The sequence below is a fragment of the Pseudonocardia hierapolitana genome, assembly GCF_007994075.1.
Classification (GTDB): Bacteria; Actinomycetota; Actinomycetes; order Mycobacteriales; family Pseudonocardiaceae; genus Pseudonocardia; species Pseudonocardia hierapolitana.
Map to the genome: position 1 here is coordinate 3,093,069 of NZ_VIWU01000001.1, position 20,443 is coordinate 3,113,511.

Genomic DNA, 20,443 nt, shown 5'->3' on the forward strand with positions numbered 1-20,443 from the left:
ACGATCGCGTGATCGTACAAGGGCAGAGCGTGATCCACTGTCTCGCCGACCTGCGAGACCGAGGGCGAGGACGTGGCGGCCGCGGCCTACTCGTCGTACGTGTCGGCGACCTCCCGCAGGAAGTTCAACAGCTCGCGACCCTCGAGGGCCTGCTTCCAGGCGGCGTCGAGGCGGTCGGAGTGGGCCCGCACGATGTCGGCCTTCTCCTGCAGCCCGCCCCCGTCCTGGCCCTCGAAGAAGATGACATCGCTCTCGCCCTGGTCGAACGAGAGGATCTGGAACCCGCCGCCGAGCAACCCGTGCAACCCGATGGAGAACGGGAGCACGCGCACCTCGATCGACGACGAACCCTCCTCGATGATCCGGCACAGGTGTTCGATCTGCTCGCGCATCACGCCCGGCCCCTGCGCGGGACGGCGCAGCACGGACTCGTCGATCAGCGCCGCGACACGCAGCGGGTCCGGCTCGCGCCGGAGGACGCTCTTGCGCTCCAGCCGCATCCGGATCATCGTCTCCAGCGCCTCGCCCGACACCGTGGGCTGAGACGCCGTGATGATGGCCCGGGCATAGCGCTCGGTCTGCAGCAGGCCTGGCACGGCGCCCGATGAGAACTGACGGAGCATGGACGCGCCGGCCTCGAGACCGATGAAGCGGTGCAGGGCCGAACCCGGGGCGAGCAGGTCGCCGTACGAGTCGTACCACGCTGCCTGTTTGCCCTCACCGGCCAGCTGCACGAGCTCTTCGCGCGCGCCGGGGGCCGAGTAGAGACGCAGGAGCGTGTCGATCTCCGGACGCCGGGGGGTGGACAGCCCGGTCTCGATGCGGCTGATCTTGGATACCGAACAGTCGAGCTCCTCCGCTGCCCGACTGACCGCCACCCCCGCCGCCTCCCGCAGGCGCCGGAGCTCGGTGCCGAGGGTGCGACGGGACAGGACAGGGCTGGTAGCCATGCCGGAACCCCTTCGGGTCAGACCTGAGCCGGGGACGTCCGGTGCGCGGACGCCGAGCGCGTACCCGGCGGCTGACCGCCAGGTGTGCGTGACGAATGAGAGTACTCCTGCCGTCACGCGATGGCCATCACTGTCGTGCAGAACACCGCACTCCTTGTGCACATCCTATGAGCAATCCCGCTGTGCACTTGCATGGCAGGCGCCCGCGCCTCACACTCGGAACCGGGTCACCGCCCGAGGAGGCACCGATGACCGGGATCGCATTCGTCGCCGTCGGAGGAGTCATAGCGCTGGTCCTGCTGGCCGTCCTGATCGGCAACGCGGACGCGCGAGCGCAGCGGGAGGCGTGGAACCGCATCGCCCGCCATCGCCGGGAGCTCGGCGAGTGGGAGCGCGAGCTGATCCGCGCCGCCGAGTCGGAGGGGTGCCCGGCCTGCCGGCTGCTCCGGGAGCGCGGCAAGCTGCACGACCCGATGTAGCCGGGCGGCTCAGCTCAGAGCGCGCCGTCCGGACAGGGCGCGGCCGAGGGTCAGCTCGTCGGCGAACTCGAGGTCGCCACCCATCGGGAGCCCGGACGCGAGCCGCGTGACGGTGAGGCCGGGGAAATCGCGCAGCAGCCGGACGAGGTAGGTCGCGGTGGCCTCACCCTCGGTGTTCGGGTCGGTCGCGATGATCACCTCGGCGATCTCGGTCTCGTCGGCCGCCGGTCCGGTGCCGCCGAGCCGGGCGAGCAGCTCCCGGATCCGCAGCGCGTCGGGACCGACCCCGGCCAGCGGATCCAGCGCGCCGCCGAGCACGTGGTAGCGCCCCTTGAACTCGCGCGTGCGCTCCACCGCCAGCACGTCCTTCGGCTCCTCGACGACGCACACCAGGGTGGGGTCGCGGCGCGCGTCTGCGCAGTAGCGGCACCGCTCCCGCTCGGACACGTTGCCGCACACGTCGCAGAAGCGGACGCCTTCCTTGACCTTCTGCAGCACGTCCTGGAGCCGCGCCACGTCGGCCGGATCGGCGGCGAGCAGGTGGAATGCGATCCGCTGCGCGCTCTTCGGCCCCACGCCCGGCAGCCGGCCGAGCTCGTCGATCAGGTCCTGGACCGGCCCTTCGAACACGACAGGACAGCGCTAGGCGCCGAGGCCGGGCAGGCCGAGACCACCGGTGGCGTCGCCGAGACCACCCGCGAGTGGTCCCATCTTCTCGGCCTGCAGCTCCTGGGCCGCCCGCGCAGCGTCCTCGAGCGCGCCGACGATGAGGTCCTGCAGCGTCTCGACGTCCTCCGGATCGACGACCTTCGGGTCGATCCGCACCGCCCGCACCTCACCCGCCCCGGTGGTGGTGACCTGCACGAGGCCGTTGCCGGCCTGGCCGACCACCTCCGCGGACGCCAGCTCGGCCTGCGCGGCCATCAGTTGCTGCTGCATCTTCTGCGCCTGCTGCAGGATCATCTGCATGTCGGGCTGACCCGGTTGCACCAGCGATCTCCTCGCACATCGCGCCTGCGCCGGCACGGCCGGCTCCGTAGCCAGGCTATGCCATCCGCGATCCGGGAGGGTGGCAGGCTGGCGCCGTGCGCACCCCGCGATGGGTCGTGCTCGTCGCCGCGACGGTCCTGACCACCGTCGCGTGCTCCGGCGCGGCCGCCGAGCCACCGAAACGGGCCCCGGCGGCACCGCCGTCAGAGGCGGCGGCGCCGCCCGTGGTGGTGCTCGACCCGGGCCACAACGGCCGCAACGGTTCCGAGCCGGCCGCGACGCGCCGCCTCGTGCCCGACGGTCGCGGCGGCGAGAAGGCGTGCAACACCACCGGCACGTCCACCGACGCCGGCTACCCGGAACACGCCTTCGCCTTCGACGTCGCCGAGCGGGTGGCGACGAGGCTGGAGGCGGCCGGCGTCCGCGTCGTGCTGACCCGACCGGACGACGACGGCGTGGGCCCGTGTGTGGACGAGCGCGGCCGCGCCGGTGAGGCGGCAGGCGCCGCGGCCGTGGTGTCGATCCACGCCGACGGGGCCGCCCCCACCTCGTCGGGGTTCCACGTGGCCTACTCCGATCCACCGTTGAACCCGGCGCAGGCCGGACCCGCGCTGGAGCTCGCCACCGCCCTGCGTGACGCGCTGCGGGCGGGCGGCTTCCCCGACTCGGACTACATCGGCCGGGACGGGCTCTCCCCGCGGGCCGATCTCGCCGGACTGAACCACGCCACCCGCCCGACGGCCCTCGTGGAATGCGCGAACATGCGCAACCCGGACGAGGCCGCGGTGGTGTCCTCCCCGGATGGCCGCGAGCGCTACGCCGCCGCCATCAGCGACGGCGTGCTGGCCTTCCTCGGCGTGCAGGAATGACGCATGATCGCCCGACCGGTGCAACGGCGGCCGGATTTGGCCGGTTCTGCGCCGGAGCGGCGATCACCGGGCGGGCCCGGCCTGCGCCGGCGATGGGGCGGGCTGCCCTGCCCCGCCACTGATCGCCAGACCGGTGCGCTGGCGGCCAGATGTGGCCGCCTCCGCGCCAAGGTGACGATCACGGGGCTGCTGATCACCGGTTCGGCGCGGTGGCGGCCGTATACGGCCGTGGGCGCACCAGGCTGGTGATCGAGGTGCGCCACCGGTCCGGTGCAGCGGCGGCCGCGAACGTGCCCACCTGATGATCACCGACGTGGCGGCTACGGCCGTTCGATGGCGCGCGCCCCGAGCTGCGTGGTGAGCAGCTCGATCGCGGCTTCCTCCGGGTCGCGGCGCTCCGCGTCGCTCACCGGGACGGCGGCCTCGGCGAGCATCGCCTCTTCGTCGTCCTCCGGGGGGACGTCCTCGTCGGGTGGCTCGGGGGGCAGCGGCACGCCGTCGTCGGAGGCGGACGACCGGCGAACCGGAGGCGGCCGCTGAGGCCGCGTCTGCGGCGGCGTCTGTTGCGGGCGCGACGGCGGTTCGGAGCGCCGCGGAGCACTGGCCCGGCCACCGGCCGGCGGGGCGGCCGGGGCGGCCGGGGCGTCGCCGGACTCGCACCGCACCTGCCAGCGCACCCCGAGCACCGCGTGCAACGCGGCGGAGACGATGTCGGCGTTGCGCGGCTCGGAGAGGCGGCGCGCGAGGGAGGGGGCACCGATGCCGAGCACGAGGGTGTCGCTCTGCACGGCCCGCACGGTGGCGTTGACCAGCATCGCCTCGATGCTGCGGCTCTGCGCGCGCGCTGCGGCGAGCACCTCGGACCAGACGCGCCGGACGGCGGCGGCATCGAGCGCGGCGCCGTGAGCGGCAGCGGCGGGTTCCGCGGGTTCCGGGGCCGCCGCGGGCGGCGGGGGCGGCGGGGGCGCGGCCGGTTCGGGCGGAGCGGGCCGGACGGCGGCAGGCTGGGGCGCCCGCTGGGGTGCCGGCTGGGGCGAAGGCTCCTGCGGGCGGCTCGGCGCCGGGGACACGGGCGCGGCCGGTGCGGGGCGCTCGGCGCGCCGGGCGGCAGGCGCCTCGGGTGGTGGGGCCTGCTCCTCGGGCCGGGGAGCGGGCGGGACGGCCGCCGCACCCGCCGGCTCACCACCGGTGCCGGTCGCCGGGGCCACGCTCGGCCTGCGGAAGGTGCGCCGCCCCTCCCCGGCCGCCGCCGGGTCCTCCTGCCCGGGCGGTGCGGAGGCGATGGCGCTGCGCCGCTCCAACCGTTCGATCCGCTCGAGGAGCCCGGACTCGGCCCCGGTGGCCGCGGGCAGCAGCATGCGCGCGCAGAGGAGCTCCAGCAACAGCCGAGGAGCGGTGGCGCCGCGCATCTCGGTGAGCCCGGTGTGGACGATCTCGCCGTACCGGGTGAGCGTGGCCGCGCCGATCTTGCCGGCCTGCTCGGCCATGCGTGCGATCTCGTCGTCGGCGGCCTCGACCAACCCGCGCTCGGCGGCCTCCGGCACCGACTGGAGCAGCACGATGTCGCGCAGCCGCTGCAGCAGGTCGGCGGCGAACCGGCGGGGGTCGTGGCCCGCCTCCACGAGCCGGTCGACGGTCTCGAACACCGCGGCGCGGTCGGCTGCGGCGAGGGCGTCGACCATGTCGTCGATCAGGGCGACGTCGGTGACACCGAGCAGCGCGACCGCCCGCTCGTACGTGACGCCCTCCGGCCCGGCGCCTGCGAGCAGCTGGTCGAGGACGGAGAGGGTGTCGCGCGCCGACCCGCCGCCCGCCCGCAGCACGAGCGGGTAGACGGGGGGCGCAACGATCGCGCCCTCCTCCGCACAGATCCGCTCCAGCAGCTTGCGCAGCGTGCCGGGCGGGATGAGGCGGAACGGGTAGTGGTGGGTGCGCGAGCGGATGGTGGGGAGCACCTTGTCCGGCTCGGTGGTGGCGAACACGAAGACGAGGTGCTCCGGCGGCTCCTCCACGATCTTCAGCAGGGCGTTGAAGCCCTGCGTGGTGATCATGTGGGCCTCGTCGACGATGAACACCCGGTACCGCGACTCGGCGGGGGCGAAGAACGCGCGGTCGCGCAGCTCGCGGGTGTCGTCGACACCGCCGTGCGATGCCGCGTCGAGCTCGGTGACGTCGATGTTGCCCGGGCCGCCCGGCGCGAGCGACACGCAGGAGGCGCAGACACCGCACGGGTCGGGGGTGGGGCCCTGCTCGCAGTTGAGGGAGCGGGCCAGGATGCGGGCCGAGGACGTCTTGCCGCAGCCCCGCGGCCCGGAGAACAGGTACGCGTGGTTGATGCGGCCCGAGGCGAGCGCGGTGCTCAGCGGCTCGGTGACGTGCTCCTGCCCGACCACCTCGGCGAACTTCGCCGGGCGGTACTTGCGGTACAGAGCCAGCGCCACGGCCGCGAGGCTACCCACCACCACCGACACGCGAACGACGGGGAAGCCCTGCACACCCGCACCGAGATGCCGACCCGCCGCCCCGAGACGCCGAGCTCGCCCCGGGCGCCAGGCCCACCGTGGCCAGACGCCGGACTCACTGCACGCAGACACCCGACTCACCATGCCGAAACGCCGGACCCACCATGCCGAGCGCGGAACTCACCCAGCCGAACCGCGAGACCCACCGCGCCGAGACGCCGGACCCGCCGCGCCGAGACGCCGGACCCGCCGCGCGCAGACGCCCGACTCACCGCACGGAGACGCCCGACTCACCGCGCTGAAACGCCGGACTCACCATGCCGAACGCCCGACTCACCGCACCGAGACGCCCGACTCACCGCGCTGAAACGCCGGACTCACCATGCCGAACGCCCGACTCACCGCACCGAGACGCCCGACTCACCGCGCTGAAACGCCGGACTCACCATGCCGAACGCCCGACTCACCGCACCGAGACGCCCGACTCACCATGCTGAAACGCGGAACTCGCCCAGCGTGGACGCCAGACTCACCGTGGCGATATACCGACTCACGGGCGAGGGCGAGCAACGCAACGGGACCACGGCGGGGGGTCCGGGGGGCGAAGCCCCTCCGGCAGGGGTCTGGGGGCTTGGCCCCCAGGGAACACGATGAGCGAGGCAAGGGGACCCCGCGCACCCGCCAGAGCCCGTTGACCCTTGCTGCCTTCCGGCCCTGGGGGGGTTCACAGGATGGACGCCGCGCGGGGTCCGTGGGTGAGTGTAGTGGAGTGGGGGCGTGAGGGTGGCGGGCGACCCGGCGGCTATGCTTCGACGCGGAGGATTCGCCTAGTGGCCTATGGCGCACGCTTGGAAAGCGTGTTGGGTTCACGCCCTCGCGGGTTCGAATCCCGCATCCTCCGCCGCTGTGAGCAGCACGAACGCCCGGTGGTCGCGGTCGCGACCACCGGGCGTTCGTCTGTGCGAGTCTCAGTCTCAGTCTCAGTCGGTCCCGACAGCGCCCCAGATGAGCCCGCCGACGAGCCGGGCCACGTCGTCCCGGACCGTGCCGGTGATGTGTTGGTAGCGGGCCGTCATCGCGGTGGTCGACCAGCCCATCAGTCCCATCACTGCCCGCTCCGGAACGCCGAGGATGAGCAGGACGATCGCCGCGGTGTGCCGGGCGTCGTGAAGCCGCCCGTCCCTGATCCCCGCCTCGCTCAGCAGCCGCTTCCACTGGTGGTAGTCGGTGCTGGGATCGATCGGCTCCCCAGTGGGTGTGGCGAACGCGTACCCGCCGTCTCGCCAGAGCTGTGCTGCCGTCGCCCGCTCTGCTTCCTGCTCCTCCCGATGCCGCTTGAGCAGCTCGATGAGCTCGTCAGGCAACCCAATGGCGCGGCGGGGGCGCGAGACCGCGTCTCGTCGGTCTCGCTCCGGACCTGTCGCCGGTCCGGGCAGTACCCCGGCGACTTTCCACACCTCCCGCCGCACCCGTGCTCGTAGCGTGGTCGAAGCCGGCCTCGTCGCACCCAGAGGGTGCCGCTGTCGAGGTCTACGTCTGACCACCGAGTCCGAGCACTTCTCCCTGGCGCAGTCCGAGCGCGAGCGCGATCGCCCACCTCGCGCTGTTCCGGCGACGGTCGGCGGTCCGCAGCAGCGCCTGCACCTCCTCGATCGAGTACGGCTCGATGTCGTGATCTGCGAGCCGCGGCGCCTTAACCACCTTGGCGGGATTCCGGATGATGCGGCCGCGTCGCTCCGCTTCGCCGAGCGCGGTCCGAATGGTGCGGTGCGCCTGATGCGCCGTCCCCGGCGAACGGCCGGCCGCGATCATACGAGCGTAGAGCCGCTCCAGGTGCTCCGGCTCGAGGCGGTCGAGGCGATGTGCCCCGACACCCGGAATTAGATGCGTGTTGATCGCGACGCGATAGCCGGCGAGCATGTTCTCGCGGACGGCGGGTGCAGCGAAGTTCTCCACCCAGTAGGTCAGCCACTCGCCGACCGTCCACACCCGTCCGGTCCGACGGACCGATCCCGCGTCGCGCTGCTTGCTCGGTAGCTGTCCGAACCAGCTGTACGAGATGGCCGGTGGCCAGGGGTGGCCGCGGCGGCCGGGGTCAGCAGGGCGGCGAGTTCGGCGCGCGCCGTGGGAGACAACGGCCTGGTGCGGCCGGCGACCCGTAGCCGGCGCTGCGGATCGGCTCGGCCGAGGAAGAGGGCCTCGGGGTGGTCGAGCGAGCCGAGGACCCCGCCCACGACGGCTCCGCCCGTCAGCCTGGTGCGGATCTTCAACCAGGGTCGGCCGCCGCTGGGTCGGTAGGTGTGGGTGAGGCGTTTGACGACCACGCCTTCGACTCCGGCATGGCTGTGGTCGAGCATCCAGGTGCGGGCGACAGCGAGATCGGTGGTCATGGGCATCAGGACGAGGCCGGTCAGGTCCTCGAGGAGGGCCCGGCGCGCGGCATAGGGCCTCGTGCGCACGTCGGTGCCGGGGAGGGCGAGGATGTCGAACACGACGTAGGCGGCCGGCATCGCGACGACCAACTCCTGCGCTCGTGCCTGGCTGGGGTGCAGACGCCGCTGCAGCGCAGCGACGTCGACCCGTCCCTCGTTCCAGCAGACGAGTTCTCCGTCGAGCACCACGTCGCCGCCGAGCTCGGCGACGGCGTCGACGATCTCCGGGAAGTACCGGGTGAGCGACCGGCACTGGCGAGACTGCAGAGCAACGGTGCCCAGGCTGCGCAGCGCGATGCAGCGGAAGCCATCGAGCTTGGGTTCCGCTGCCCAGCCGCCGCGGCGGCTGGTGGGCAGCTGCAGCGCGGGCACGGCGAGCATCGGTCGGACCGGGTACTCGATCCGGCGATGCCCGTCAACCCGCTCACCCCGCGGACAATACGCAGGTCACAGCGGGTGCGACGCTGGTGGACAGGGCCGTGGCGACGCCCGTGACCGCGCCGCTGCCCTCCGTCCACGCCGCGTCCTGTTGGCCGCCGGGCCCACTCACCAATCGGCCGGGCAGGATCTGTACTGCTTCCGGTGCAGGACGCCCGCGCCAACAGGAGCAGCCACCTGGTTCTGTCCACGAGTTTCGACCGCGATTCTCTGTGGGAACCGACCGCACCCCGCTCGGCCCGGACGCCCGTGTTCGCGAACGATGACCACGCCGGACGACCCGAAGGTGATCGCGACCATCAAGACCCGGCTGGACGACTGACCGGTACAGCAAATCCAGGCGAAACCGGTACAGGTGAGTGGACCGGTTCGGAACTAGCGTCGCTCCCATGCAGTCCTCGAACTCGATCTTCACATCCCTCGCCCACGCACACTCGTCGCGGCCAGGGCCGGCGGCCACTTCCATTGCGCACAAGGTCTGAACAGGCAGTCATCGCGTTGATACCGATGCGTAGGCCACGGAGGCACCAATGAAGGCAATCGTCGCTACGGACCAGGCCGCGGAAGCAGCCGGGATCACACTCGCGGAGCGGCCTGAGCCGACCCCGGCGATCAACGACGTCGTCGTTGAAGTCCATGCGTCGGGCTTCGTCCCGGCAGAGTGGGAGTGGCCCTCGACGTGGGTCGATCGCTCCGGTCACGATCGAGCCCAGGCGATCATCGGCCACGAGTTCGCCGGAGTGGTCACCTCCCTCGGCTACGGCACAACGGGACTCTCGCTCGGACAGCGGGTGTTCGGGATCACGGACTGGCACCGCGACGGAACCCTGGCCGAGTACGCGGCCGTGGAGGCACGCAACCTTGCGCCGCTGCCGGGGAACGTCGACTTCACGGTGGGCGCCAGTCTGCCGATCTCCGGCCTGACCGCGTGGCAAGGCCTGTTCCAGCACGGTCGTCTTCAGGCGGGGCAAAGCGTCCTCGCACACGGCGCCGCCGGCGCGGTCGGGTCCGTGGTGACGCAGCTCGCCCGAGAGCTCGGCGCCTACGTCATCGGTACCGGGCGGGCGGCGGACCGCCAGGCGGCGCTCGACTTCGGCGCGAACGAGTTCCTCGACCTCGACAACGAGGATCTCGACGACATCGGCGGGGTCGACCTGGTCTTCGATGTCATCGGCGGTGACATCCAAAGGCGCTCGGCGAGCATCATCCGGCCTGGCGGGACGCTGGTGTCGGTCGTCGGACCTGCTGAAGCTCGCCCTGCCGACGGCCTCGCGGCCGACTTCGTCGTCGAGTCCGTCCCGAGTCAGCTGGTGGAGATCGTCGACCGGGTGCGGGACGGGCGCCTCCGTACGCACATCGGAACCGTCGCGACCCTCGACGACGCCGTCCCCGCGCTCAACCCGAGCGAGCGGCGCAAGGGCAAGACCGTCATCCGTGTGCGCCCCTGAACACTCTGGCGCACGGCCTCGACACGGTCGAGGACACGGCCTTCCTCACCGACCTCGTGCTCGATGAGGTCGCCGAGCAGGGCGTTGTTGTCGTGTTCACGGGAGCGGCCCGTCCTCTCGACGCCGCTGCGCCCGACGGGCCGCGCAACCTCGCGGACGCGCTCACCGCGGCACGCTCGCCCGCCCTGCGCGGAGCCGGCGCTGTGGTGTGCGTGGACGGCGGGGTGCACGCAGGCCCGGTGGGCCACCGTGCTCGACGCACGCCGACCCGGTGGCCTGTCGTCGGAACCACACCCGATGCTCGCCCGCGTCGCGGCCGGTTCGTGCATCTCCGAGGCGCCGGCCCCGCCGCGTCCGCCCGCGCCGGCCGGCCCGCCCGAGACGGAGGCCGCCCTCGTCACGACCTATCCGGGACTGGACCCGGCACTGCTCACCACTGTGGTGGACCTCGGAAGCCGCAGTGTGGTGCTCGAGGGTGCCGGACCGGGCAACGTCCCGGTCGATCTACTCGCCACCATCGGCGAGCTGCGGGACTGGGGCATCCCGACGGTGATCGCTTCTCGGGCCCGGCACGCATCCTCCCGTCTCGAGGATCTGGGGCCACCGGACGGACTCGCAGCCGGCGTCGGCGCCATCGGTGCTCGCGGCCTGCCGGCGCACAAGGCCCGCTACGCGCTGATGGCCGCTCTCGGCGGGGCGGGTTGGAGGAGTGCCGTGCCTGGTTCGCGCGGTTCTGACAACGGCCCACTCGGGTCGGTCGCCCGCGTCGTGCTGGGAACCCGGTCGCGCTCCTGCTGGTGTTGCTGTTGCTACGACTCGTCGGGATCCTCTGAGCGACGAGAACGCCGGGTCGGCCCGTGAGGGCGGCCCGCTGTTCCGGGGTCGGCGCCGCCGGGTGAGCCTCGTCCTCCGGGGCCGGGTGCGGATCGTCTCGTGCAGGGGCACCGCGGTGGGTGGGTGAAGGCTGCGAGTGCCGCGAGCAGGATCCATGCCTTAGCCGACATCGCCGTTGATCCGTCCCCAGAAGCGACCGGCCGTGGTGGACACCGCCTCGCCGACGTCGGCGAAGACCTTGGCGAGCGGATCGCTGGAGGTGACGACGGAGTCCCGGTAGCTCTTGGCGGCGGAGCCGATGTCGGCCGACCAGTGGTCCGTGGGGCGGTCCTCGGTCCGGCGCGCGTAGTCCCCGGCGAGGATGGCGCGGTACTCGACCGACGCCGCCCATTGCTGCAGCTGCGCCGCGCGCACCACGGCGAGGGGGTGGCTCAGCCGCTCCGTGTGCCGCAGCTTCAGAAGGCTGTCGCGGACGTCCTCGCCCGCGCTGTACTCGGCGGCCTGCTGGAGGAACGCGGGGATGTCGACCTCGGCGGGACGCAACCCGCCCGCCATCACGATGTGGGTCTCCAGGGCGGCGCGCGGGTCCTGGGCGCACAGCAGTCCGGCGCGGTCGCACGACAGCTCCGCCTTGCGGTACCACTCGCTCAGCGCGGCCCTGATCGCCCGCAGGCCGATCGCGCTCACCGGCATCCAGGACATGCTCAGCTGCAGCTCGATGAGGCGCACCATCATCGTCCGGTACACGGCGTGGCCGGAGAGGATGTGCCCCATCTCGTGCCCGATCGCGAACCGCAGGCAGTCGGTGTCGAGCAGCTCGACGAGCCCCGTGTTCAGCACGATGAACGGCGCGTCCATGCCGAGGGTCATCGCGTTGGCGTCGGGGTCGCGGGTCACGAACATCTGCGGGGGATCGATGTCGAGGATCTCCGCGCACTCGAGACGCAGCCGGTCCAGTTCGGGGTACTGGGTGGGGCCGACGCGGATCGACGACCCGACGGCCCTGAGTCGTTCCCCACGCTCGTGGAAGAAGCCCGACAGTGCCTTGAGCACCTCGGCGAACCCGGGGGCCATGCGGAGGGCGGCGAGCGCGCCCCGGTCCACCGGGTGTTCGTAGGCGCGCGGGCTGATCCCGGGAAACCGCACCCTGCCTGTGGGATGGGCGGGTTGTCCGCGGCGGGACTTGCCCGCCCCACCGGACTTGCGCGGCCCCGGGTTCGATCGCGTGGTCATGCCGGGTTCGACCCGGCCTCGATCGAGAGCGTTGGGGAACGCGCTGGACTGTGATGAAGGCCATACCGGCAGGACTGGTGGTCAGGTCGGTCACCAACGCAGGCCCCGTCAGCCACCCGGTCGTAGCCTGCAGGTGGGCCCGCAACCGCGGCACCCCCGGACGAGCGACGTCGTACCCGGCACGACAAGACGACGCACCGGAGGTGTGTCGTGGCGTGGCTCGTGCTGCTGGTGTCGGGCGTTCTGGAGACGGTCTGGGTGGCCTCTCTGAGCCGCTCGGAGGGGTTCAGCCGGTTCGTGCCCTCGCTCGTGTTCGTGGTGGCGCTCGGGCTGAGCATGGTCGGGCTGGCCTACGCCCTGCGGGAGATCCCGGTGGGCACCGGATACGCGGTGTGGGTCGGGATCGGCGCCGTCGGAACCGTCCTGTACGGGATGGCGGTGCTCGGCGAGCCGGTCACCGTGATGCGGCTGCTGTGCCTCGGGGCCGTCGTCGGTGGCGTGGCCGGCCTGAAGTTCCTGCATTAGTACCGGCGAGATCGGGAACACGGCCTGCAGCGGGTCGTCAGGAGCGGCCCCAAGGGGGAATCAGGAGGAACGATGACCGTCACGGGCATCATCACCGCGATCATCATCGGAGCCATCATCGGATTCCTCGGCCGCCTCGTGGCACCGGGGAAGCAGGACATCCCGATCTGGCTGACCGTCCTGGTCGGCATCGTGGCCGCGTTCATCGGCACCTGGATCGCCGGCTTCTTCGGCGTGGCCGACACCCGGGGCATCGACTGGATCGAAATCGTCATGCAGGTCGTCGTGGCCGCGATCGGCGTCACGCTCGTCGCAGGGTTCTACGGACGCCGGGCCGTACGGCGGTAGACCAGCAGGTGTTCCGCGACGCCGGGTCCGCCTCACTGGTGGACCCGGCGTTCGTCTGCCGCTCGCGCTCGGCGCATGATCGGGTGGACCGGACCGCGACAGGAGGACGATGCCGACGCCACCCACCTTCGCCGACGTGCAGGCGGCCGCGGAGCGGATCCGAGGGCATGCGCACCGCACGCCGGTGCTGACCTCACGACGGATCGACGCCGAGATCGGCGCCCACATCCATTTCAAGTGCGAGAACTTCCAGCGGATGGGCGCGTTCAAGTTCCGCGGCGCCTTCAACGCCTTGTCGCGGTTCGACGAAGATCGGCGCCGGGCGGGGGTCGTGACCTACTCGTCGGGCAACCACGCCCAGGCGATCGCACTCGCGGCGAGGATCCTCGACGTCCCGGCCACCATCCTGATGCCGCACGACGCGCCCGAGAGCAAGGTCGCCGCGACGCTGGGGTACGGCGCATCGGTGGTGCGGTTCGACCGCTACACCGAGGACCGCGAGGAGATCGGCCGTGCGCTCGCCGCGGACAAGGGCCTCACCCTGGTGCCGCCGTACGACCACCCGGACGTCATCGCCGGGCAGGGCACGGCCGCCATGGAGTTGTTCGAGGAGGTCGGCGAGCTCGACGCGCTGTTCGTCTGCCTCGGCGGGGGTGGCCTCCTGTCGGGATCGGCGCTCGCCGCGCGGGCGCTGTCGCCGTCGTGCCGGGTGATCGGCGTCGAGCCCGAAGCGGGCGACGACGGTCTCCGTTCGCTGCGCACCGGGTCCATCGTGCACATCGACACGCCGCAGACGATCGCCGACGGCGCGCAGACCCAGCACCTCGGCGTGCTCCCGTTCGAGATCATCCGCCGCGACGTGGACGACATCCTCACGGCGAGCGACGATGAGCTCGTGGCGGCGATGCGGGTGTTCGCGTCGACGATGAAGATCGTCGTGGAGCCGACGGGCTGCCTCGCGTTCGCCGCCGTGCGCCGGTTCGGCGCCGAGCTCGCCGGGCAGCGGGTCGGGGTGCTGGTGAGCGGCGGCAACGTCGACCTCGACCGTTTCGCTGCGCTCGTCACGGCGCCGGCCGGCTCCTGATCGGCACGTTCGGCGAACCCCCGGACGCACAGAGTGGCGATCAGTGGCGGATCGATGACGGTTCGTAGCCAGGCGCCCGTTCCGGCTCCTAGGATCGCCGTTCGTCCGACCACGGAGAGCCAGCCATGCCACCGTTCCGAGCCCTGACCGCTGCCGCCGTGCTCGCGCTCTGCGGCGGGTGTTCGGCGGCCGGAGGGCCGGCCGACCTGCCGGCCGCCGCGGTCGCCGCCCCGTGCGCGGAAACCGCGCCCACGCCGCCCGCGGACCGTCCACCTGCGCTCGCCGCCACCACGAGCAACTGGTACGGGCAGGGCGACCTGTGGGTGGCTCTTCCCGACTACCCGCCCGTTCCGCAGGGTGACGCGCTGGTGCTGAAGTTCCCGATGGTCACGCTCGTGGACGGCCTGCCGACGGCGTCGCGCGGCGCGCCCGCCGTCACCGCGGTCCGGGCGGATGCCGCGGGCGCGGCGCCCGGCCAGGTCGGCGGATTCGCCCAGGCGTTCGGCACCACCGATCTGTCGTTCTGGCCCGCGTCGGTGGCCTTCCCCTCCCCCGGGTGCTGGACCGTGACCGGGCTGCTCGCGGCGGAGTCGGTGCAGTTCACGATGTCGGTCGAGGAGCCGTGACCCCGAGGTCCACGGGCAGGGTGTCGATCCCGAACACGAACGACAGCTTCCGGAACGGCAGCTCGGACGGCTCGGTGCCGAGGCGGATGTCGGGGAACCGCCGGACGAGCGCCGGGTAGGCGGCACGCAGCTCCATCCGGGCGAGCTCCGCGCCGATGCAGCGGTGCAGGCCGTGGCCGAAGGCGAGGTGGGGGCGGGTGGGGCGGCCGGGGTCGAACTCGTCCATTCCGCCGTCGCGGTTGGCCGCGCTGAGGGAGCACAGGACGATGTCGCCCTTCTCGATGGTGGCGCCGCCGATCTTCAGCCGGTGCCGGGCGAAACGCGGGAACGCGACCTGCACGACCGTGAGGTAGCGCAGCAGCTCGTCGACGAACGCGTCGACCGCCTCGTCGCTCTCCCCGATCGCATCCCGGCTCTCCGGGTGCCGCATGAGCACGATCGTGCCCAGCGCCAGCATGCTGGCGGTGGTCTCCAGCCCACCGGTGAGCAGCCCGTCGGCGAGACCCGCCAGCTCGTGGTCGGACAGGTCGTCGCCGTGCTCGCGCACGAGCCGGCCGAGCAGCCCGTCGCCGGGCTCGTCCCGCTGCTTCTGCACGATCTTGAGCAGGTACTCCATGGACTCGGAGATCGCGCCGAGCGAGCCGGTGACCCCGCCGAGCAGGTCGAAGCGGGTGGTGGACAGGCGCTGGAACTCGGACCGGTCGGAGTAGGGCACGCCGAGCAGTTCGCAGATCGTGAGCGACGGGATGGGCAGCGCGAAGGTCTGTACCAGGTCCACCCGCTCCCCCGCCGCGGCCGCGGCCTGCATGTCGTCCAGCTGACCTTCGACGATCGCCTCGATCCGAGGCGTGAGCCTCCGCAGCCGGTGGCCGGTGAACTCAGGCGTGAGCAGCTTGCGCAGCCGGGTGTGGTTGGGGGGGTCGGTGAACCCGAGGCCTCCCGGGTTCTGATCGGCGGTGATCCCGACCGTGCCGACGAGGTTGCTGAAGTCGTTGCTGAACGCGGGCGAGTTCGCGAGCACCGCCTTCGTCTCCTCGTACCCGGTGACCAGCCAGGCGCGCAGCCCGAACGGGAGCTTCATCCGGCTGACCGGCTCCACCGCGCGCCGCTCTGCGAGCTCGGCCACCGGGTCCAGCCCCTCGCGCTGCAGCGGCACGAGGGCCGAGTCCGGCAGGACCGACAGCAGAGCGTCCGTGCTGCCGGTGTGCCTGCGTCCCAGCCGCAGGCGGGCGAGAGCGGCGATGATGCGTGTGCGGGCCCCCCACATGCGGCAGAACTCTATGCAGGTGAGCGCCCCTGATGGTGAGAGTGTGCTGAGATCGGTCGTCCACCGTCGGTGAAGAACATCCGAAATGCGCCGGCGAGCTCGTCCGGCGCCTCCTCGGCCATGTGGTGGCCGGACTCGATCGGCCCGCCGCTCAGATCGGTGGCCCAGCTCCGCCAGATCTCCAGCGGGTCGCCGTAGAGGTCCTCGAGGTCGTCGTGGCGGGACCACATGACCAGCAGCGGACAGGCCACCCGCCGCCCTGCGGCCCGGTCGGCCTCCTCGTGGGCGCGGTCGATGCCGAGCCCGGCCCGGTAGTCCTCGAGCATCGCCCGCACGGTCTCCGGGTTCCGGATCGCGCTGCGGAACTCGGCGAACGCCTCCTCGCCCATGTGCAGCGGGCTGCCGCCGTACCAGGCGTCGGGATCGGCGAGGATCGCGCGCTCCGGCTTCTCCGGCTGGGCGAAGAAGAACCAGTGCCACCACTCTCGCGCGAACCGGGCGTCGCACCGGGCGAGGTGCTCGGAGATCGGGATGCAGTCGAGGAGCGCGAGGCGCTCGACGGCGTCCGGGTGGTCGAGGGCGAGGCGCAGCGCGACGTAGCTGCCGCGGTCGTGGCCCGCCAACCCGAACCGGTCGTGGCCGAGCCCGCGCATCAGCCGGACGACGTCGCCCGCCATGGCGCGCTTGGAGTACGGCGCATGGTCCGCGGTGGTGGGTGGCTTCGACGAGCGCCCGTAGCCACGCAGGTCCGGCACCACGACGATGTGCCCCGCCGCCACCAGCTGCGGCGCCACGCGGTGCCAGGTGGCGCCGGTCCGCGGGTGGCCGTGCAGGAGCACGACCGCGGGCCCTGCGCCCCCGTGGCGCACGTACAGCTGCACGTCACCGACGTCGACGACGCCGGTGGTGAAGCCCTCGAAGAGCGACATCCCTGCATGCTCGGCCGGCTTGGCTACGCTCGCAAACGCGATGTCGAACCCGACGGACACCCAGGACGCCGTGCTGGCCCTGATGTCGGCCCGCGCCGGGCACTTCCCGCTGGAGTCGGGTCACCACGGCGAGCTGTGGCTGGAACTGGACGCGCTGTTCTGGGAGCCCGCGGCCCTCGAGCCCTTCGCGAACCGGCTGGCGGAGCTGATCCGGCCGCACGCGCCGGACGTCGTGTGCGGCCCGCTCGTCGGCGGCGCGTACCTCGGCCAGGTCGTCGCCACCCGGCTCGGGGTGCGGTTCTGCCACACGGAACGGACCTCGGCCGGCGACGGCGGCCTGTACGCGGCGACCTACGAGCTCCCCCGCGCGCTGGACGCCCGGCTCGCCGGCCTGCGGGTGGCGGTCGTCGACGACGTGGTGAACGCCGGGTCGGCCGTACGTGCCACCCTCGCCGCGCTCACGCGGGCCGATGCGCGGCCGGTGGCGCTCGGGGCGCTGCTCGCGCTCGGCACCACGCCTGCGGCGGTGGCCGCATCGGCCGGCCTGCCGCTCGAGACGGTCGCCACCCGGCGGAACGAGATCTTCGAGCCGGAGCACTGCCCGCTGTGCGTAAAGGGAGAGCCCCTCCAGCGACCCTGAGGGGATCATCGGGCCATGGCAGTCCTCGACGCGATCGTTCCCGAGCTCGTCACCCTCCCCGGGGTCGTCGCGGTGGTGCTCGGTGGGAGCCGCGCGCGCGGCACGGACCGCCCGGACAGCGACTGGGACATCGGGCTCTACTACCGCGGCGGCTTCGACGCCGGGCTCATCGCGGGCCTCGGCTTCCCCGGGCACGTCGCGCACCCCGGGGAGTGGGGCCGGATCGTCAACGGCGGGGCGTGGCTGTCGGTCGAGGGCGAGCCGGTGGACGTGCTGCTGCGCGACCTCGACGTCATCGAGGGGTGGTGGGCGGACGCGCAGGCAGGCCACTTCGAGATCGACAACGTCGAGGGCCACATCGCCGGTCTGCCCACCTACACCCCGGTCGGCGAGCTCGCGATCTCCCGGGTCCTGCACGGCAGGCTGCCGCAGGTGACCTACCCGGACGCGCTGCGGACGGCGGCGGGCAGGCGGTGGCGCTGGGGCGGCGGCTTCTCGCTCACGTACGCCGAGAAGTACGCGAGGCGTGGGGACGTCGCCCTCGCCGCGGGGATGATGGCGCGGGCCACCGCGCAGACCGCGCACGGCGTACTGGCCGAGCGCGGCGAGTGGGTGCTGAACGAGAAGGGCATCGTCGACGCCGCCGGCCTCGCCGCGGCCCACGAGATCATCGGAACGAGCGCCCGCGATCCGGAAGGGGCGGTGCGCGAGGTGCGTGAGCTCCTGTCCCCTCCTCGGCTGGACGAACTGAGCGCCCGTACGGCCGGTGCCCCGTAGGGGCTAGTGCCAGCTCCTCCCCCCACGTACACGCGGTCCGGCGCGACGGCGGCGATCTCGCCGAGAACGTCGTCGATGCGCAGGGGGAGCGTGACGCTCATGATGTGCATGGAACCGCCGAACAGCGCCCGGTCGAGCCGCGTGACGACGCCCTCCCGCCTTGCCGACGCAGCGCCATCCTGCACGTCGACGCCGATCCAGCTCTGCCCGACGCCGCCCCGGTGTTCGTACACCCCGTCGATCTCCGCCCACGGCAGGAACGTGGTGCCGGTCAGCGAGGTCGCGTCGCTGATCCCGCGTTCGTCCAGCACGAGCACGGGGCGACCGGAGAGCATCTTCCAGAGGAAGAGCACGGTGCCCGGGGCGAAGAGCCCACTCACGAGGACCAACAGGCCGCGGCGCACGCGGCTCGGATACATCCTGACGCGACGCACCGGCGAGCCTTCCCGCACGACTCGGTCGCCAATGATCGACACGACCTGAAGCCAACGGGCATCCGTGGGAGGTCCCCGTCACGGTGGCTCGCCGATGCAGGAGGGCCGGAGGTCCTCGATGGGCCAGGGGGAACATCGTCCGAGCGGATGCAGCCGGAGGTGAGGGCTACCCGCCGGTCGGCGCGGGTTCGTGAGGTGTACGACCGGTCAGTGCGGCCGCGGTCATCGCGACGTGCCGGGCCAGTAGCTCGGCCGCGGTGTCGGCGTCGCGGGCCAGCGCCGCCTCCTCCAGGCGCCGGTGTTCCTCGAAGCCGTCCCGGTCGGGGTTGCGGTGGGTCGACCAGCGGCGGGCCAGCTCGCTCGCGGTCCACGTGCGGTCGAAGGCCTCCAGCAGGACGGAGTTTCCGCAACCCTCCAGCAGGGTGCGGTGGAAGACCCGGTGGGCTTCCGACCACGCGCTGCTGTAGTGCTCGCCCTCCTCCGGCACGTACACGGGGGTGCGGGTCAGACGGTGGTGGGCGGCTCGCACGCGGGCCTCCCAGTCGACGTCGCCGCGCTCGATGGACATGCGCAGCACGACCGGTTCGATGGCCTGGCGGGCCTCCGCGATCTCCTGCCAGCGGCGATCGGAGAAGGCCGCGACGGCGAAGCCCCGGTTGGGCAGTCGGTCGGCGATGCCGTCGCCGACCACCCGCACGAGCGCCTCGCGCACGACGGCCAGGCTCACGCCCCGTTCCTTGGCGAGGTCCTGCGGCTTGAGGGCGGCACCGGGCGCGTACTCGCCGCGCATGATCGCGTCCCGCAGGTGTGCGTAGACCTGCTCGGAGAGCATCTGCTTCCCCGATGTGTCGGACGTCGGCGCCATGCCACGAGCATAGACGATCCCACAGATAATCGATGATCTGTGCTATGGTCGATTGGACGTCACAACACAGCTCGAGAGGATCGACGCGATGAGCGCCAACGACCCCTTCGCCCGCCACCCGGAGGTGGCCTCCTTCACCGTCACCAGCACCACCATCAGCGACGGTGCCGCTTGGTCGCCCGAGCAGTACTCCGATATCTTCGGCGTCCCGGGCGGGAAGGACATCTCCCCGCAGCTGTCCTGGCACGGCGCCCCGGACGGCACCAAGAGCTACGTCGTCACGGTCTACGACCCCGACGCCCCCACCGGGTCCGGCTTCTGGCACTGGGCGGTCGTCGACATCCCGGCCACCGTCACCGAGCTGCCCGAGGGCGCGGGCGACGACACCGGCTCGGGCCTGCCCGCGGGCGCCTTCCAGCTGCGCAACGACGCAGGCGCGGCCCACTTCATCGGCGCCGCCCCGCCGGCCGGGCACGGGCCTCACCGCTACTTCGTCGTGGTGCACGCCCTCGACGTCGAGTCCATCGGCGTGCAGGCCGACGCCACCCCGGCCGTCCTCGGCTTCACCATGTTCGGACACACCCTCGGCCGCGCCGTTCTGATCGCCACCGGCGAGACCCCGGCCTGAGGAACAGCTCGTCGGGACTCGCCCCGACGGCGTGCTCCCTCGCCGGAGTTCATGTCGCCCGCTCGCTGCACGGCGCCGCCGGCGCTGGTCAGGGACCACCGCCGGCCGCTTGACCAGACGAAATACCACCACAACGGCGAACGCCGGGCACTCCCTCGCGGGAGGCCCGGCGTTCGGCCTGTTCA

22 protein-coding genes, 1 tRNA gene, 1 other RNA gene, 1 pseudogene and 1 riboswitch are annotated in these 20,443 nt (G+C 72.3%); of the genes and pseudogenes, 13 read left to right on the forward strand and 12 right to left on the reverse strand.

Annotated elements, in window-relative coordinates; all coding sequences use genetic code 11:
• Positions 1-86 precede the first annotated feature (86 nt).
• Positions 87-950: a helix-turn-helix domain-containing protein gene (locus tag FHX44_RS14785; RefSeq protein ID WP_147256334.1), complete on the reverse strand. Its 864-nt coding sequence runs from the start codon at positions 948-950 to the stop codon at positions 87-89.
• Between the two features lie 248 nt (positions 951-1,198).
• Here FHX44_RS14785 and FHX44_RS14790 point away from each other — a divergent pair, with 248 nt between their 5' ends.
• Positions 1,199-1,429: a hypothetical protein gene (locus tag FHX44_RS14790; protein WP_147256335.1), complete on the forward strand. Its 231-nt coding sequence runs from the start codon at positions 1,199-1,201 to the stop codon at positions 1,427-1,429.
• A gap of 9 nt (positions 1,430-1,438) precedes the next feature.
• Here FHX44_RS14790 and recR read toward each other — a convergent pair whose 3' ends face one another.
• Positions 1,439-2,059 (reverse strand): recombination mediator RecR, encoded by a 621-nt coding sequence (recR, locus tag FHX44_RS14795; RefSeq protein WP_147256336.1) that lies wholly within the window; start codon positions 2,057-2,059, stop codon positions 1,439-1,441.
• Between the two features lie 12 nt (positions 2,060-2,071).
• Positions 2,072-2,419 (reverse strand): YbaB/EbfC family nucleoid-associated protein, encoded by a 348-nt coding sequence (locus FHX44_RS14800; protein ID WP_246170382.1) that lies wholly within the window; start codon positions 2,417-2,419, stop codon positions 2,072-2,074.
• Positions 2,420-2,514: 95 nt separating this feature from the next.
• Here FHX44_RS14800 and FHX44_RS14805 point away from each other — a divergent pair, with 95 nt between their 5' ends.
• Positions 2,515-3,288, forward strand: coding sequence for an N-acetylmuramoyl-L-alanine amidase (locus FHX44_RS14805; RefSeq protein WP_246170383.1), 774 nt, complete (start codon positions 2,515-2,517; stop codon positions 3,286-3,288).
• 320 nt (positions 3,289-3,608) lie between these two features.
• Here the strand turns inward: FHX44_RS14805 and FHX44_RS14810 are convergent, their stop codons facing one another.
• Complete coding sequence (locus FHX44_RS14810; protein WP_212612478.1) at positions 3,609-5,729, reverse strand: DNA polymerase III subunit gamma and tau; 2,121 nt, start codon at positions 5,727-5,729, stop codon at positions 3,609-3,611.
• Positions 5,730-6,409: 680 nt separating this feature from the next.
• Positions 6,410-6,504, reverse strand: an RNA gene (ffs, locus tag FHX44_RS14815) — signal recognition particle sRNA small type.
• Positions 6,505-6,566: 62 nt separating this feature from the next.
• On the opposite strand from ffs, the gene FHX44_RS14820 reads away from it, so the two are divergent.
• Positions 6,567-6,651, forward strand: a tRNA-Ser gene (locus FHX44_RS14820).
• 79 nt (positions 6,652-6,730) lie between these two features.
• Here FHX44_RS14820 and FHX44_RS42780 read toward each other — a convergent pair.
• The 3 genes from FHX44_RS42780 to FHX44_RS14830 all read right to left on the reverse strand — a co-directional run bounded on the left by FHX44_RS42780 (position 6,731) and on the right by FHX44_RS14830 (position 8,563).
• A complete protein-coding gene (locus tag FHX44_RS42780; protein ID WP_246170384.1) occupies positions 6,731-7,114 on the reverse strand; it encodes a tyrosine-type recombinase/integrase in 384 nt (127 codons plus the stop codon).
• A gap of 166 nt (positions 7,115-7,280) precedes the next feature.
• Complete coding sequence (locus tag FHX44_RS42785) at positions 7,281-7,739, reverse strand: site-specific integrase (protein ID WP_212612479.1); 459 nt, start codon at positions 7,737-7,739, stop codon at positions 7,281-7,283.
• Positions 7,715-8,563, reverse strand: coding sequence for an ATP-dependent DNA ligase (locus FHX44_RS14830; protein WP_147256338.1), 849 nt, complete (start codon positions 8,561-8,563; stop codon positions 7,715-7,717). Before FHX44_RS14830 ends, FHX44_RS42785 begins: the two co-directional genes overlap by 25 nt.
• A 587-nt stretch (positions 8,564-9,150) precedes the next feature.
• Between FHX44_RS14830 and FHX44_RS14835 the strand changes: the two genes are divergently transcribed.
• The 3 genes and pseudogenes from FHX44_RS14835 to FHX44_RS14845 all read left to right on the forward strand — a co-directional run bounded on the left by FHX44_RS14835 (position 9,151) and on the right by FHX44_RS14845 (position 10,929).
• Complete coding sequence (locus tag FHX44_RS14835; RefSeq protein WP_147256339.1) at positions 9,151-10,068, forward strand: NADP-dependent oxidoreductase; 918 nt, start codon at positions 9,151-9,153, stop codon at positions 10,066-10,068.
• 5 nt (positions 10,069-10,073) lie between these two features.
• A pseudogene (locus FHX44_RS43840) lies at positions 10,074-10,292 on the forward strand (asparaginase domain-containing protein); the annotation flags it as partial.
• 25 nt (positions 10,293-10,317) lie between these two features.
• Entirely contained in the window at positions 10,318-10,929 is a 612-nt protein-coding gene (locus FHX44_RS14845) for a hypothetical protein (RefSeq protein ID WP_147256340.1), read from the forward strand.
• A gap of 132 nt (positions 10,930-11,061) precedes the next feature.
• Here FHX44_RS14845 and FHX44_RS14850 read toward each other — a convergent pair whose 3' ends face one another.
• On the reverse strand, positions 11,062-12,135 hold the full coding sequence (locus FHX44_RS14850) for a M48 family metallopeptidase (RefSeq protein ID WP_147256341.1): 1,074 nt from the start codon (positions 12,133-12,135) through the stop codon (positions 11,062-11,064).
• Between the two features lie 132 nt (positions 12,136-12,267).
• Positions 12,268-12,334, forward strand: a riboswitch (guanidine-III (ykkC-III) riboswitch).
• Positions 12,335-12,345: 11 nt separating this feature from the next.
• Between FHX44_RS14850 and FHX44_RS14855 the strand changes: the two genes are divergently transcribed.
• The 4 genes from FHX44_RS14855 (at position 12,346) to FHX44_RS14870 (ending at position 14,718) form a co-directional block, all read left to right on the forward strand.
• On the forward strand, positions 12,346-12,660 hold the full coding sequence (locus FHX44_RS14855; protein WP_147256342.1) for a DMT family transporter: 315 nt from the start codon (positions 12,346-12,348) through the stop codon (positions 12,658-12,660).
• Between the two features lie 72 nt (positions 12,661-12,732).
• The gene (locus FHX44_RS14860) at positions 12,733-13,008 is read left to right on the forward strand and encodes a GlsB/YeaQ/YmgE family stress response membrane protein (RefSeq protein ID WP_147256343.1); all 276 of its coding nucleotides are present in this window, start codon (positions 12,733-12,735) and stop codon (positions 13,006-13,008) included.
• Positions 13,009-13,117: 109 nt separating this feature from the next.
• Positions 13,118-14,092 (forward strand): threo-3-hydroxy-L-aspartate ammonia-lyase, encoded by a 975-nt coding sequence (locus FHX44_RS14865; protein WP_147256344.1) that lies wholly within the window; start codon positions 13,118-13,120, stop codon positions 14,090-14,092.
• A 125-nt stretch (positions 14,093-14,217) separates the two neighbouring features.
• Positions 14,218-14,718: a hypothetical protein gene (locus FHX44_RS14870; protein WP_147256345.1), complete on the forward strand. Its 501-nt coding sequence runs from the start codon at positions 14,218-14,220 to the stop codon at positions 14,716-14,718.
• Here the strand turns inward: FHX44_RS14870 and FHX44_RS14875 are convergent.
• Together FHX44_RS14875 and FHX44_RS14880 are read right to left on the reverse strand one after the other, a co-directional pair.
• Positions 14,693-15,985, reverse strand: a complete 1,293-nt coding sequence (locus tag FHX44_RS14875; RefSeq protein WP_147256346.1) for a cytochrome P450 — start codon at positions 15,983-15,985, stop codon at positions 14,693-14,695. The genes FHX44_RS14870 and FHX44_RS14875 overlap by 26 nt on opposite strands.
• Positions 15,986-15,996: 11 nt before the next feature.
• Entirely contained in the window at positions 15,997-16,914 is a 918-nt protein-coding gene (locus FHX44_RS14880; RefSeq protein WP_147256347.1) for an alpha/beta fold hydrolase, read from the reverse strand.
• 40 nt (positions 16,915-16,954) lie between these two features.
• Between FHX44_RS14880 and FHX44_RS14885 the strand changes: the two genes are divergently transcribed.
• Both FHX44_RS14885 and FHX44_RS14890 read left to right on the forward strand, forming a co-directional pair.
• The gene (locus tag FHX44_RS14885) at positions 16,955-17,554 is read left to right on the forward strand and encodes a phosphoribosyltransferase family protein (protein WP_147256348.1); all 600 of its coding nucleotides are present in this window, start codon (positions 16,955-16,957) and stop codon (positions 17,552-17,554) included.
• 15 nt (positions 17,555-17,569) lie between these two features.
• Positions 17,570-18,331 carry a nucleotidyltransferase domain-containing protein gene (locus FHX44_RS14890; protein WP_147256349.1) on the forward strand — a complete coding sequence of 254 codons (762 nt, stop codon included), beginning with the start codon at positions 17,570-17,572 and terminating at the stop codon, positions 18,329-18,331.
• Positions 18,332-18,931: 600 nt separating this feature from the next.
• Here the strand turns inward: FHX44_RS14890 and FHX44_RS14895 are convergent.
• Positions 18,932-19,597: a GntR family transcriptional regulator gene (locus FHX44_RS14895; RefSeq protein WP_212612994.1), complete on the reverse strand. Its 666-nt coding sequence runs from the start codon at positions 19,595-19,597 to the stop codon at positions 18,932-18,934.
• A 121-nt stretch (positions 19,598-19,718) separates the two neighbouring features.
• Between FHX44_RS14895 and FHX44_RS14900 the strand changes: the two genes are divergently transcribed.
• Complete coding sequence (locus FHX44_RS14900) at positions 19,719-20,258, forward strand: YbhB/YbcL family Raf kinase inhibitor-like protein (RefSeq protein WP_147256351.1); 540 nt, start codon at positions 19,719-19,721, stop codon at positions 20,256-20,258.
• Positions 20,259-20,443: the final 185 nt, after the last annotated feature.

Coding starts and splice junctions, on each gene's coding strand:
- FHX44_RS14785 (WP_147256334.1), bottom strand. CDS start 950: ATGGCTACCAGCCCTGTCCTGTCCCGTCGCACCCTCGGCACCGAGCTC.
- FHX44_RS14790 (WP_147256335.1), top strand. CDS start 1,199: ATGACCGGGATCGCATTCGTCGCCGTCGGAGGAGTCATAGCGCTGGTC.
- FHX44_RS14830 (WP_147256338.1), bottom strand. CDS start 8,563: ATGCTCGCCGTGCCCGCGCTGCAGCTGCCCACCAGCCGCCGCGGCGGC.
- FHX44_RS14835 (WP_147256339.1), top strand. CDS start 9,151: ATGAAGGCAATCGTCGCTACGGACCAGGCCGCGGAAGCAGCCGGGATC.
- FHX44_RS14850 (WP_147256341.1), bottom strand. CDS start 12,135: ATGACCACGCGATCGAACCCGGGGCCGCGCAAGTCCGGTGGGGCGGGC.
- FHX44_RS14860 (WP_147256343.1), top strand. CDS start 12,733: ATGACCGTCACGGGCATCATCACCGCGATCATCATCGGAGCCATCATC.
- FHX44_RS14865 (WP_147256344.1), top strand. CDS start 13,118: ATGCCGACGCCACCCACCTTCGCCGACGTGCAGGCGGCCGCGGAGCGG.
- FHX44_RS14870 (WP_147256345.1), top strand. CDS start 14,218: ATGCCACCGTTCCGAGCCCTGACCGCTGCCGCCGTGCTCGCGCTCTGC.
- FHX44_RS14875 (WP_147256346.1), bottom strand. CDS start 15,985: ATGTGGGGGGCCCGCACACGCATCATCGCCGCTCTCGCCCGCCTGCGG.
- FHX44_RS14880 (WP_147256347.1), bottom strand. CDS start 16,914: ATGTCGCTCTTCGAGGGCTTCACCACCGGCGTCGTCGACGTCGGTGAC.
- FHX44_RS14885 (WP_147256348.1), top strand. CDS start 16,955: ATGTCGAACCCGACGGACACCCAGGACGCCGTGCTGGCCCTGATGTCG.
- FHX44_RS14890 (WP_147256349.1), top strand. CDS start 17,570: ATGGCAGTCCTCGACGCGATCGTTCCCGAGCTCGTCACCCTCCCCGGG.
- FHX44_RS14895 (WP_212612994.1), bottom strand. CDS start 19,597: ATGCTCTCCGAGCAGGTCTACGCACACCTGCGGGACGCGATCATGCGC.
- FHX44_RS14900 (WP_147256351.1), top strand. CDS start 19,719: ATGAGCGCCAACGACCCCTTCGCCCGCCACCCGGAGGTGGCCTCCTTC.